Source organism: Wolbachia endosymbiont (group B) of Erebia ligea (assembly GCF_947179575.1).
GTDB classification, from domain to species: domain Bacteria; phylum Pseudomonadota; class Alphaproteobacteria; order Rickettsiales; family Anaplasmataceae; genus Wolbachia; species Wolbachia pipientis_C.
The window spans coordinates 16,094-28,947 of the sequence record NZ_CAMXBW010000003.1 but is presented as its reverse complement, the minus strand read 5'-3'; the positions used below and the strand labels follow the sequence as shown (position 1 = coordinate 28,947).

The following is a 12,854-nucleotide window of genomic DNA, read 5'->3' as shown; positions in this document are numbered from 1 at the left end:
TTTTTTGCAAATTGCGGACGAATTGCCTAGGTCATCGTACATATATATTTAGGTACTGGGAGAAAAATGAAAATAATGAACAGCAATGAACGGCTAAAAGTTCAAACAGGTATAAAAATGGTCATCTTTGGTCCTTATGGTATAGGTAAAACTAGTCTCTTAAAGACCATAAATGAACCAACACTTTGTCTTGATTTTGAGGCAGGTTTACTTGCTGTTCAAGATTGGCAAGGGGATTCTGTAAGTATTCGTACTTGGAATGAGGCAAGAGATATTGCATGTCTCATAGGTGGTCCTAATCCTGCGTTAAAATCTGACTCAGCATATAGCCAAAGACACTATGAGCATGTATCCAGTAAATACAAAGAGCTTGCTTCGGAGTTTCTCAAGTATCGATGTGTTTTTATCGATAGTATTACAGTAGCCTCGCGTTTATGTCTTTTATGGTCAAAAATGCAACCTGAAGCTTTTTCTGAAAGATCAGGAAAACAAGATATGAGAGCTGCTTACGGGTTACTTGCTCAAGAAATGATGGCTTGGCTCAATCAGTTTCAACATATTCCAAATAAAGACATCATTACAGTTGGAACTCTTGGACAATACCTCGATGATTTCAATCGCTCAACTTGGCTACCTCAATGTGAAGGAGCTAAAACTGCAAGTGAAATTCCAGGTATTGTTGATGAGGTAATCAGTATGGTTGGAATCAAGAAAGATGATGGTACAGAGGTTCGTTCATTTGTCTGTCAGACGATTAATTCTTGGGGATATCCTGCTAAAGATCGAAGTGGTTGCCTTAATATGGTTGAAGAACCGCATCTAGGAAAACTTCTTACAAAAATTAAAACTAAAGCTTTTGCAATTCAACCTGTCACGCCCAACATATAGGAGGTTATTATATGCTACAAAACTTTTTAACTATTGGTCAAAAAATTCCTTTTTTCAGTGTGAAAGAATACTTGGACGATCGATCGCCAATACCAGAGGATATAATCTCACCAAGAATTTTAACAAAAAGAGGCTTATTGGTACTGGGTGGCCCACCTAAAATCGGCAAAAGTGACTTTTTGATTTCATGGCTCGTTCATATGGCTGCAGGTGTTCCTTTTCTTGGTATGGTTTCAAATAGACCTTTAAAAATTTTCTACATGCAAACTGAAATTGAATATGAATATATGAAAGAACGTTTGCAACAACTTGATAATGAACTTTTGAATGTAGCTGCTAACAACTTAATCATTACGCCAAAAGTGCACTTATCATTTAATCATGATGAAATAAGTGAAATTAAGGAGATTGTAAATGAACGCTTTAAACCTGATGTTTTGGCCATAGATCCATTACGTAACATCTTTAGCAGTGAATATGGGAATGAAAATGATAATAGTGCTATGCTGTTCTTTCTGCAAAAGACTCTTGAGAAGCTACGCAGTGCTGTCAATCCAGATGCTTGTATTGTACTCACTCATCATACAAAAAAATTATCGAAAAAGATGCTCGAAGAAGATCCATTTCAAGGCCTAAGTGGTGCTGGATCTTTACGTGGATTTTACAGTACTGGTATGGTGATGTTTGCTCATGATGAAGAAAGCAGTGCACGCCAGATAGTATTTGAGCTTCGCAATGGTGAACGCGTGCCAAACAAACTTGTCGATAAGATAAATGGTCATTGGCAGCTAATGGAATAGCTAACTTTCACTTTAAAGTCAACTTATAGGAGAGCGTATGCTACAAGATTTTTTAACTGATTTTAATAATGCAAAACTGCAGAGCAGTTTAATACCGAAAGGTACAATAGTCAAGGTAAAAATGGCAATAAAGCCTGGAGGTTATGAAAATTGGTTCACTAAAAACTACACTACTGGCAGTATCTATTTAAATGTAGAATTTACCGTCACTGAAGGCCCATATGCAAAACGCAAGATTTTTCAGATTATAGGTATCAAAAATGGCAAAGCAGAAGGTGAAGAAGACATCTGGGGAGAATCTGGACGTTCTATGCTGCGTAGTATTTTGGAATCATCCAGAAATATTCATGCAAATGACACTTCAGAGAAAGCAGTTACTGCTAGAAGAATAAACTCTATAGCTGATTTCAACGATTTAGAGTTTACAGCAAAAGTAGGCGTTGAAACTAATAATACATACGGAGATAGAAATAGGATTACTACAGTTATTACTCCAGAATTACAAAAAAATTTTCAAGATGATTGGTTGCCATTTTGAAGTATGACGAAGGAAAGTTGTGGGCTGCTGTTATTACTAGAGCTATTCAGGATGCAGCAGGAAAAAACCCTAAACTTAAAAAAGAGGCTTGTCAATGGATTCGCTCACGATCTTTTGAAACTGTTTGTGAGCTGGCTAATCTTGACTTTAAACGTCTAAAAAATATGTTGAACAAATTTGGAATAAACAAGGAGAACTTTATGGATTTTTCATCTAAAAATGCTTTGAAAATAAAATCGTTATTAATTAATAATATCAAAGATTGTTTATCTTATTTGTTGCCTGATGGCAAATCTTACCAAGATAAATTCTATATTGGAAGTAGAAATGGAAATAAGATAATAGTTGAAATGGAAGGAGAAAATGCAGGAAATTGGTACAACCTGATCGAAGAAAAGAAAGGAAATATAATAGACCTTTGGACTTTAGTTAAAGGTAATATAGATTCTGCTGAAACATGGTTGAACGGTAAAGATGAAAGAAGTTCCATATTACAAGAAAAACAAAACGAAGGAAAAGCATTTTCTGTAAATCATTACTTAAATGACAAATCACCAATGCCACAAGATATAATAGGCCCAAGAATTTTGACACCAGGTGGTCTTTTGGTCATAGGTGGTACTCCAAAGATTGGCAAAAGTCATTTTCTTCTTTCTCTATTAGCACATCTGGCAGCAGGAAGATCATTTCTTGGCATGAAACCTACAAGACCGCTAAAAATATTCTATCTACAAAATGAAATGGAATATGATTATATTAGAGAACGTATACAACAACTCAATAAACTTCCTCACTTAGCAACAGAAAACTTAGTTGTGACGAACAAGATGAATTTGACCTTAAATGAAGAAGGTATAGAAAAAATAAAAAATATGGTAGAGGAAAAGTTTGATTTAGTTGTGATTGATTCTCCTTATAATTACGTTAACTATGGTCTACAGCATGCAATAGAAAAACTACGTTCCAAGATTAATCCTATGGCTGGAATAATCATCACAAATCACACCAAAAAAGTATCTACCTCTACATTGGAAAAGAATCCATTTCAAGCTCTCGTTGGTGCTAATGCTTTAAGAAGTTTTTATACATCTGGAATAGTAATATTTCAACCCAATAAACGTACAAATATCTTGCAAGTAGTATATGAACTTAGAAACGGTAGATCTATACCAACAAAATTCATCAACAAGATTAATGGATGTTGGAAATCTGCTAACGTTATAGCTAGAACATAAAAATTCTTCAGGTAGGTATGGATATTTATTGTTCACAAAGAAATGGACATTATAAATTATTAGGGAAGAAAGAACAGTTAAGAACTCAACTCCTATCAAATATAAGGTCATGTCTTTCTTATTTACTGCCAAGAGGAACTTTTCGTGGTGATAAGTTCTATGTAGGTGATCTACAAGGCAATAAAGGACAAAGTATGATAGTGGAGTTAACTGGCAGTAAAGCCGGATTATGGCATGATTTTTCTACCGGAGAAGGAGGAGATATTTTTGATCTTTGGGCTGCTGTTACTGGAAAAAATCAATTTACTGATACGATAGAAGATATTGCTAAGTGGATTGGTTATTCGGAAAAAAATAACACTCTGGGGCAACCAACGGCATCATGGAACTATTACGATAAAAGTGATCAAGTGATTGTTACAGTTTATCGTTATAACACTGATTCAGGAAAAAGATATCTTCCTTTTGATGTAAAAAGGTCTAGTTTTACTCTACCAGAGACCAGGCCTTTATATAATATTCCAGGTATCATGAAATCTGATAAGGTAATTTTAGTTGAAGGTGAAAAGTGTGCAGATGCTCTGATAGAGCAAGGTATGACTGCCACAACTGCAATGTTAGGAGCAAATGCACCAATAGAAAAAACAGACTGGTCACCACTTAAGGGTAAGCATGTTATTATTTGGCCAGACAATGATGAACCAGGTAAACAATATGCTGAGAAAGTTGTGAAAAAGCTTACTTTTCTTGGTGTTTTATCACTTACTCTTCTTGAAATACCGGAAAATAAACCAAAGGGATGGGATGCGGCAGACGGCATACAAGCAAATATAGATATTTCTGAATTCATTGAAAGTAACTCGAGAAAAGTAATTGTTAAGCAATTGCTTAATATTCAAGAATGGAGCATAGAACGTTTTATAGGTCCAGTACCAGAGCAAAAGTTTCTTGTTGAAGGGTTATTTCCTTTAGGAGTGACATCTATTCTAGCTGCAATGGGAGATACTGGTAAAGGTATGCTTCTGCTTGATTTAGCACTGAAAGTTGCGAGTAGAAAAGATCAGCCATGTGGTTTTGGTCCTTTAGTTACTGAACATGGATCTGTGGTAATTTTCTCAGCAGAAGATGATATGAGTGAAATACATCGTCGTTTGGAGCGTCTTGACTCACAATGCGAGAGATTAAAATATAAAGATAGGCTCTTTATTGTACCATTACCAAATGTTAGTGGATCACTTACAATCATAAAGAGTGTTTCAGGTAAAGTGATAGAGACTTCTCCTGAATTTGAATCGATAACAAAACAACTTAATAAAATAAAAGACTTAAAATTAATCGTATTTGATCCACTTGCATCATTCGTGCATGCTGATTTAAATACTGACCCAGCCGTAGGCGATTATTTGATGTCTTTATTATCTGATTTAGCAGGTAGCACTGGAGCATCAATAATTACTGCCCATCATATGAGAAAGCCAAAAAGTGAAAAACCTATATCGACTGTTGAGCAAGCACGTGATGCCATTAGAGGTACATCTGCTCTTGTTAATGGTGTTAGGTGTTCATACGCTTTTTGGTCTGTGGAAGATGCAGCTAAACCGACAATTTTTAAATCAATAGGAGAATCTGTAAGACAGAACGCATTATTTTATGGAGCAATTGTTAAAGCAAACGGTTTGGCTGATCGCACTTTACGCACTTATTTAAGAAATGAAGAAACAGGATTGTTAGAGGACATAACTGAAAGATTAAGAATAAAAAATATGAACGAAAAAGATTCAAAGCAGCATCTTATAACTGCAATTACACGAGCAGCAATTTCTGGACATCCATTTACCCATACAGGAAGTACAGGAGTGTATAAACAGCGGCATAGACTACCTGAGGAGTTTCACAGTATAGGAAGAGATAGAATGGAGCGTATAGTTCAAGAGCTGTTACAAGCACGGAAGTTGGTTAAAGGAATGGCTACTGGTTCAAAAGAAGATAAATGGCTTGACATTCCTAGCGGACCATTTGCTCGCGGTGTTGGAAAGTTTAGCTGTGGAGCTGAGCTATTCTCCTAAAAAATTTTCCTGATATAAAAAAATATTTTGATTTTTGCGGACGAATTTTGAACTCACCGTACATATATAATATAGGGGGCTTAATTAAAAATGTCAATACTCACACAGTCAGGAAGAGCAGCAATAGCAGCCAGCATCAAAAAGCAATCTATCCATCTTGCTTGGGGAACAGGTGATTCAAGTTGGGAAAGTAGCCACAAAGTAGAAAAAACTTTCGTTAAGGGTGAAATAAAATTTGATCATCAACCTATTAAAGATGTGAAGGTTTTTACAGGGCAAACAACTTATCAGCCAAGTATTGACTATACAGTTAATGGCAGTACTGGTGTAATAAAACTTACGGAAAATAGCTCTATTCCAGTAAGTGATAAAGTTACTGTAGAGTATAGTGAAAGCACACCACCAGAGCTGATAACTTCTGAAAAGCTGCTCAATGAACTTGGCAGACGTACTGCAGACGAAGTGCTATTCTGCACAGGTGATGAAAACGGTGAACTTATAACTCCATCTGGAAGGTTTAGGCCCTCAAATGTACCAACTAATAATCTCTATCTCAAATTTACTTTCGATTTCACAAACGCAGCAAATCAAGTTATACGGGAATTAGGGGTTATGGTTGGTACTAAAGTAAAAGAAGAATTACCTATAGGACAGAGATATTTTGAACCACAAGATATAGAAGACCCAGGGATCTTATTAATTTTAGAGCATACAGTACCGCTCATTAGGACTTCAGCAACCCGGGAAACTTTTTCGTTTGTAGTGACATTTTAGAAAAAGAGAAAAAAGATGACCTTAAATAGCTATTATAACCGCTTTAATCCTGACAAAGAATACGAAAAAAGCTTGTTTCTTGCAGGAAGAGGTCTACAGTCTGCAGAATTAAACGAGACTCAGGAGTATGCTCTCTCTAAGCTTAAAGGCATAGGCGATGCAATATTTCGTGATGGCGATGTTATAACAGGAAGCAATTGTATTATAGATGGGGAAACTGGTAAAGTTACACTTGAGTCAGGAAAAATCTATCTTCGTGGAGCAGTTAGAAAAGTAGAAGCAAAAGAGTTTGTTATTCCACTGAGTACCACAGTGCGTATCGGTGTTTATTATCTAGAATCTACGATTACAGAACTTGAGGACGAAAATCTTCGTGATCCTGCTGTTGGTACACGTAATTATCAAGAAGTAGGAGCTGCAAGACTTAAAGTTTCCACCATTTGGGGTTATCAAGCAGAAGGTGTTTCTTCCACTTTTTCTGTAAATGGCGAATTTTATCCAATTTATAACATTGAAAATGGAGTATTGATAGAACATTCACCGCCACCACAAGCAAATATAGTAACTACTGCTCTTGCTCGTTATGACAAAGAAGCCAATGGTTCCTACGTCGTAAATGGTCTTGAAGTAATGTTCCTGCAAAAGGAAGAGGGAGAAGGAGGAAAAAAAATATTTGTGATTAATGAGGGCAAAGCTCATGTTGATGGCTATGAGATTGAACTTCCTCACAGTATTCGTGTTTCTTTTGATGAAGATCCGGATATAAAATCAGTTGAATCAGAACCACATACTTTTCAGCCAAATAGCCAAAGAGTAATGGAACTTAAAGTTAATGATTTTCCAATAAGTGAAATTAAAAAAGTAGATATAACCGTTCAAAAAACCATTACCATTACTCATGGTTCATATTCAGGAGCTGTTGATCCAATACCTGACTCTGCAGTACTTGAGATTATTCAAGTTAAACAAGGCAATGTTATTTATGAAAATAGTATAGATTACAAATTAAACGCAGGAAATGTTGATTGGTCATTACCAGGTAAAGAACCAGCTCCTGGAAGTAGTTATCAAATAACTTACCGCTGTCGTACTCATGTAAGTCCTGAAGATATAAGTGAACAGGGATGCAAAGTAAAAGGAGCAGTTGATAACAGCTTGGTTTTGATTGATTACACCTGGAAAATGCCCCGCTATGATTTAATTACTATCGATAGCAAAGGGGTGGTAAGAAGAATAAAAGGAATTTCCCACTCTTGGAGACCATCGATGCCTAAAGCACCTAGCGGACAACTTTTGCTCTGCTACATTCATCAGACATGGAAAAACGGAGAAAAAGAAGGGGTAAAAATAGTGAATAATGCTATTCATGCTGTACCGATGAATGAGCTTGAAGCAATGAAAAAAGGAATAAATGATCTTTATGCGCTGGTTGCACAGGAACGTTTACGCAGTGATGCAAATTCAAGAGAACCTACAACGAAAAAAGGAGTATTTGTTGATTCGTTTTTTGATGATGATATGCGTGATCAAGGAATTTCGCAGTCTGCAGCAATAGTAAACAAAGAATTAATTTTACCTATAGATGTGGAAATTATTGATGTTGAAAGAGGTAAAGAACCTTATCTTTTACCTTATAAACTTGAACCGGTACTGGAGCAGCTTTTACAGACTAAAGGAGAAAAGATCAATCCATATCAAGCTTTTGATCCAGTTCCGGCACAAATTACTCTAAATAAAAACATTGACCACTGGACAGAGGTTACCACGAATTGGAAAAGTCCAGTAACCAGAGTATTTAATGTTAAAGAAACAACAGAGCTGCTGTCAAGTACCTCATACGAAACTGAATTTATGAGAGAAGCAGTACAGAATTTTGAAATTGAAGGTTTTGAGCCAAGTGAGAAGCTTAAAGAGATAAAATTTGACGGAATAATTATTCAACCTATAGCATAAAAATATGTTAATAGTTAACAATCAAGGACAAATAAGTGGAAAAATAAAAATCCCAGCAAATATTCCAGCAGGTACTAAATTAGTACAGTTTTATGGTGATAAAGGAAGCTATGGAGAAGCAACGTACACTGGTAAAAAAACTATTACCATAGAAGAGAGAAGAAGAGTTATCGCAGCAAGAAGAGTTGATCCTTTAGCGCAAACATTTACTTTAAATGAGAGCAGACACATAGGAGGTCTAGAGTTATGGTTTATAAATAAAGGCAAAAAACGTGTTGTTGTGCAGATTAGAGAAACAGCAGTGGGAATGCCCTCGCAGACTGTCATTGCTGAAAGTTATATTGAGCCAAAAGATATAAAGATAGATGGCACAGCAACACGTATAGAATGGTCACCAATGTTTTGCCATGCAGGAGAGGAGTATGCGATAGTACTACTTACTGATGATGCAGATACTGCAGTAAAAATAGCAGAGCTTGGCAAGTATGATGCAGTAAATAGCCGTTGGGTAACAAGTCAACCATATCAAGTAGGAGTATTACTGTCATCTAGCAATGCAAGCACCTGGACTCCACATCAAAATTTAGATTTAACGTTTCGACTACTAGCTGCAAAATTTAGTGAAGTTTCTCATGTTGTTGACCTGGGCAAAGTTACTGTAAATAATGTATCAGATTTAATTGTTTTGACGAACGTCGAAAAAGTAGCATTTGATACCAATGTAGAATTTATCTTAACAGATGAAGAGGGAAGAGAAAACTTTTTGTCTGATAATTTGCCGCTCGCGCTGCGTGAAAGAATAAATGGGGAATTAACGGTAAAAGCAAGCCTAAAAGGAGGGCGAGAAAAAAGTCCTGTTCTCTATCCTGGGTTACAGCTAGTTCTGGGTAATCTTTCAGAGTTCGGAGATTATGTTACAAGAAGCATTACAGCAGGAGCTAACACTAAGATTACCATAACATATGATGCGCTGATACCTGGCACTGCAGATGTTAAAGCATATGTACAAAAAAACGTGGATTGGCAATTAGTAAATTTAACATCAGGAAAACCAATTGGAGAAAATTTGGTAGAGAGAACTCATGTGCTATCAAATTTTAATGGTAATGATACAAGGATAAAATTGGTTTTAAGTGGAACGGTTGTCTATCGTCCAAAAGTCAAAAATCTACGAATCATTATCACTTAGCAGAATGTCAGATGATAAAACAAGTAGAGGATACTCTTTGCCTCATCCAGAAAACATTGCTGTGCAAGATGTTGTTCGTATCCGTACCACAATTAAGAAAATAGATGAAGATATTACCGAAAGAGAAGATGAGCATAATCAACTTAAGAGTAATTTTGAGCGGTTTAATTTTGAGACTTTTTTAAATTTTTGGAAATGAAAGAAGCAATATACCAAAGGATAAAGGATTTAGCAGCAAACAGCACACCTGATCAACTGGCATATCTTGCAAAATCGCTGGAATTGATAGCAGATAAAAAAGCTATTGCTGACATTGTGCAGATGACTGAGGTAAAAGAGATAATTGATGCACTACAAAAGAGGCTTAAGGATTTAGCAGCAAACAGTACACCAGATCAATTAGCATATCTTGCTAAAGCATTGGAATCAATAGTCGACAAAAGTGCAGTTTCTGAAATTGTACAGATGACAGATGGTAAGTTAAATGAACTTTTAAGCGCTGCAAGGACGCACTTAAGCGACATAAACAGCAATAAGGAAAATTCAATATCTGCAATAACTGAAGCGAAAACAGATTCTGTCAATGAAATTAACAAGCTTAGGGATAATTCCTTAAACACTTTAAAAGCATCATCAGATTCACACATATCGCTACTTGATACGAGAAAGAATGCCAATATTGCAGCAATAAATAGCATTAGTAACAGTCATAAAGATGGTCTTAAAGGTTTAGTAGAAGATTTTCGTGCTGTTAATAATGTACCACCTGGCTCATCAATTATAGGAGAAATAGAAACTCGAATTGAAAACATCTCTAATGAGGTAAAAACTCGGGATGAACAGTTAAAAGCGTCTCTTATAAATGAAATAAGAAAGCGCAACATGGTTGAACCAGGGTCATTACCTTTCTTATTTGGTGTACTTGGAAGAAAAAATAATTACTTTGGCCACGGAACTTTTACGACAGAGCTTGGAAAGTGGAGTAGTGATATAACAAAAACTGACTATATGTTACAACTACTAGCAGGTAGCCATACGTACAATACAGATTACGTTAGTTTTTATCGGCCAAGACAACTAAGTTTTATAGAGGGAAGCAAGGGAACATTTATTTACGGAGAGTTATGCACAAAAAGCTTCTCGGGTAGTTATGATGAGATATACTATTACCCATATGCTGCACTTGGAGTAGTATTTATAAAAAATACAACCAATGTGAACATAAATAAAGCAATAGAATTTGTTGGATCATCGTATTCGAGTACGGAGTATGGGGGAGCAGGATTATTTGTGGGAACTCCTGATAACACTAATTCTAATAAATCAAGTATTTCAAAAATAGTATGGAAAAATGTTTACCAATACACGAGTTCTGATAGCAAGTTAGCTGGATCTGGTAATGTGGAAATTCCAGCAGGAAAAACAGTTGCAACATTACTTTACACATCATCTTACCTATGTTCCAGAACACAAGTCAGTCAAGGTATGCTTGCATCAAATTATGTATACAACTATGGTCAATTTATTCAGTGGGGGATTTATAACATACGTAGCAATGTTCTAACTACAGGGCTTGAAGTGGACGTAGAGAGAACGCTAAAAGCTTGGCAATGTCCAGGATTAGAACGAACTGATCAAATATGGCAATGAGGAGGAATTTGTGACTATTTATATACGTTTTGAAAACCACAAGCAGATTGAAACAACAACACTTGAAAACAAGCCAACTGGAAATGATTGGTATGAAGCGCCAAAAGATTTTGATTGGCAAAAAAGTTATTGTTTAACAGAGGGAGGAGAAATTGCTCAGCGAAATCAAGAAGATATTGAGTTGGAGTTACTTGAAAATGCGAAGCTTTCTGCACTTTCTAATCTTCGTGCTTATTATGATAACTATACTCACCAATACGCAGGGCATTCTCACCAAAAAGCTAAATCTTATGAGATTCAAGCGAAAGCCGCAGAGAACATTTTAGCAGTACCAGAATCTATGAATGAAAAGGATGCGGAAATTATAGAGCCATTAGCAAAAGTCCGTGATATTACAGTTATCGAAATGGCAAGGATAATCGAGGAAAAAGTGAAAAAAGCAGTAAAAGCAATAATTAAATGTGAAGAGCTTGAAGATTTGGTCAAAAAGAAAATTAAAGAAGCCAAAAGCGAAGGAGAGCTAGAGGCTTTGCTCAATGATTTTAAACAAAGAATGCAAGAAAGTTAAAAAGAAAAAATGCCAGAAGAATTTTTACACGGAGTAAATGTTATTGAGATAACCTCAGGGGCAAGAACAGTACATACAGCTAAATCATCAGTGATAGGTGTAATTGGTACTGCATCCGAAGCAGATGAGCAAAAATTTCCACTGAATAAACCAGTACTGATAGCAGGAAGTTTAAAGGAAACAGCAAAGCTTGGAAAGAGTGGCAGTTTACCTTCTGCAATAAATGGAATATTTTCCCAAATTGGTGCAACAGTAGTAGTTATTCGAGTTGAAGAAAGTGAGAACAGCGATCCAAAATTAAAAAAAGAAGAAACGCTGAGAAATGTAATTGGAGGAGTTGATAAAGAAACCGGAGAATATCAGGGAATTGAGGCATTTCTCAGTAGTGAAAGTATAGTCCATGTTGCGCCAAGAATATTAATTGCACCTCAGTTTACTCATCAGTTACCTGAAATAGATGGAGTAAATTCAGTAGTGAGTGCTTTAATTTCCATAGCAGAAAAATTAAGAGCAATTATTGTTGCAGATGGACCAAATACCAATGATGAAGAAGCAATAAAGTGGAGAAAAAGTGTAGGCAGCTCAAGAGTTTACGTAGTTGATCCATGGGTGAAGGTACTTATTGAAGAAGAAATCTTGCCATCGAGTCCATTTGTAGCTGGTTTAATAGCTAAGATAGACAGCGAGCAAGGCTTCTGGCAGTCACCTTCAAATAAAGAGATAAACGGTATTGTTGGAACAAGCAGGCCTATTGATTTTACGCTCGGTAATACAAATTGTAAAGCAAACCACTTAAATGAAAATGAAGTAACAACGATAATTCATCAAAATGGCTATAGGCTTTGGGGCAATAGAACATGTTCAAATGACTCAAAATGGGCTTTTTTGTCAGTGAGAAGGACTGCAGATTTAATCAATGATAGTTTACTTCGAGCTCATTTATGGGCAGTTGATCGCAATATTACCAAAACTTATATAGATGATGTGATTGAGGGGGTGAATTCTTACCTTGCAAGTTTAAAAGCGCAAGGAGCTATTATCAGCGGAAAATGTTATGCAACACCAGAGCTCAATACACCGGCAAACATTGCAAGCGGGAAAGTGTATTTTGACTTCGAGTTTACACCACCATATCCGGCAGAACAGATTACTTTCAGGTCACATCTTGTGAGTGGTACAATATTATAAAAATG

General features: G+C 36.1%; 12 protein-coding genes. All 12 read left to right on the top strand.

Annotated elements, in window-relative coordinates; translation table 11 throughout:
* The first annotated feature begins 66 nt into the window (after positions 1 to 66).
* A complete protein-coding gene (locus tag OM962_RS04930; protein ID WP_253303059.1) occupies positions 67 to 888 on the top strand; it encodes an ATP-binding protein in 822 nt (273 codons plus the stop codon).
* A gap of 11 nt (positions 889 to 899) precedes the next feature.
* Positions 900 to 1,688, top strand: a complete 789-nt coding sequence (locus OM962_RS04925) for an AAA family ATPase (RefSeq protein WP_015589004.1) — start codon at positions 900 to 902, stop codon at positions 1,686 to 1,688.
* Between the two features lie 37 nt (positions 1,689 to 1,725).
* Positions 1,726 to 2,226, top strand: a complete 501-nt coding sequence (locus tag OM962_RS04920; RefSeq protein WP_010962695.1) for a hypothetical protein — start codon at positions 1,726 to 1,728, stop codon at positions 2,224 to 2,226.
* Positions 2,211 to 3,461: an AAA family ATPase gene (locus tag OM962_RS04915; RefSeq protein WP_264331032.1), complete on the top strand. Its 1,251-nt coding sequence runs from the start codon at positions 2,211 to 2,213 to the stop codon at positions 3,459 to 3,461. The genes OM962_RS04920 and OM962_RS04915 overlap by 16 nt, the downstream gene beginning before the upstream one ends.
* A 17-nt stretch (positions 3,462 to 3,478) precedes the next feature.
* Positions 3,479 to 5,527 (top strand): AAA family ATPase, encoded by a 2,049-nt coding sequence (locus OM962_RS04910; protein WP_253303056.1) that lies wholly within the window; start codon positions 3,479 to 3,481, stop codon positions 5,525 to 5,527.
* Positions 5,528 to 5,617: 90 nt separating this feature from the next.
* Entirely contained in the window at positions 5,618 to 6,301 is a 684-nt protein-coding gene (locus OM962_RS04905) for a hypothetical protein (RefSeq protein WP_264331031.1), read from the top strand.
* 15 nt (positions 6,302 to 6,316) lie between these two features.
* The gene (locus OM962_RS04900) at positions 6,317 to 8,254 is read left to right on the top strand and encodes a DUF4815 domain-containing protein (RefSeq protein ID WP_019236465.1); all 1,938 of its coding nucleotides are present in this window, start codon (positions 6,317 to 6,319) and stop codon (positions 8,252 to 8,254) included.
* A 4-nt stretch (positions 8,255 to 8,258) separates the two neighbouring features.
* Entirely contained in the window at positions 8,259 to 9,443 is a 1,185-nt protein-coding gene (locus OM962_RS04895) for a hypothetical protein (protein WP_253303054.1), read from the top strand.
* A gap of 4 nt (positions 9,444 to 9,447) precedes the next feature.
* The gene (locus OM962_RS04890; RefSeq protein ID WP_015589010.1) at positions 9,448 to 9,642 is read left to right on the top strand and encodes a hypothetical protein; all 195 of its coding nucleotides are present in this window, start codon (positions 9,448 to 9,450) and stop codon (positions 9,640 to 9,642) included.
* Complete coding sequence (locus OM962_RS04885; protein WP_264331030.1) at positions 9,639 to 11,093, top strand: hypothetical protein; 1,455 nt, start codon at positions 9,639 to 9,641, stop codon at positions 11,091 to 11,093. The genes OM962_RS04890 and OM962_RS04885 overlap by 4 nt, the downstream gene beginning before the upstream one ends.
* 10 nt (positions 11,094 to 11,103) lie before the next feature.
* Entirely contained in the window at positions 11,104 to 11,661 is a 558-nt protein-coding gene (locus tag OM962_RS04880) for a hypothetical protein (protein WP_264331029.1), read from the top strand.
* 9 nt (positions 11,662 to 11,670) lie between these two features.
* On the top strand, positions 11,671 to 12,849 hold the full coding sequence (locus tag OM962_RS04875; protein ID WP_264331028.1) for a phage tail sheath subtilisin-like domain-containing protein: 1,179 nt from the start codon (positions 11,671 to 11,673) through the stop codon (positions 12,847 to 12,849).
* Positions 12,850 to 12,854 lie beyond the last annotated feature (5 nt).

What these genes read in the sequence shown, in the direction of transcription:
- OM962_RS04895 (WP_253303054.1), top strand. Translation starts at nt 8,259, where the DNA reads ATGTTAATAGTTAACAATCAAGGACAAATAAGTGGAAAAATAAAAATC.
- OM962_RS04920 (WP_010962695.1), top strand. Translation starts at nt 1,726, where the DNA reads ATGCTACAAGATTTTTTAACTGATTTTAATAATGCAAAACTGCAGAGC.
- OM962_RS04905 (WP_264331031.1), top strand. Translation starts at nt 5,618, where the DNA reads ATGTCAATACTCACACAGTCAGGAAGAGCAGCAATAGCAGCCAGCATC.
- OM962_RS04900 (WP_019236465.1), top strand. Translation starts at nt 6,317, where the DNA reads ATGACCTTAAATAGCTATTATAACCGCTTTAATCCTGACAAAGAATAC.
- OM962_RS04885 (WP_264331030.1), top strand. Translation starts at nt 9,639, where the DNA reads ATGAAAGAAGCAATATACCAAAGGATAAAGGATTTAGCAGCAAACAGC.
- OM962_RS04875 (WP_264331028.1), top strand. Translation starts at nt 11,671, where the DNA reads ATGCCAGAAGAATTTTTACACGGAGTAAATGTTATTGAGATAACCTCA.
- OM962_RS04910 (WP_253303056.1), top strand. Translation starts at nt 3,479, where the DNA reads ATGGATATTTATTGTTCACAAAGAAATGGACATTATAAATTATTAGGG.
- OM962_RS04930 (WP_253303059.1), top strand. Translation starts at nt 67, where the DNA reads ATGAAAATAATGAACAGCAATGAACGGCTAAAAGTTCAAACAGGTATA.
- OM962_RS04890 (WP_015589010.1), top strand. Translation starts at nt 9,448, where the DNA reads ATGTCAGATGATAAAACAAGTAGAGGATACTCTTTGCCTCATCCAGAA.
- OM962_RS04925 (WP_015589004.1), top strand. Translation starts at nt 900, where the DNA reads ATGCTACAAAACTTTTTAACTATTGGTCAAAAAATTCCTTTTTTCAGT.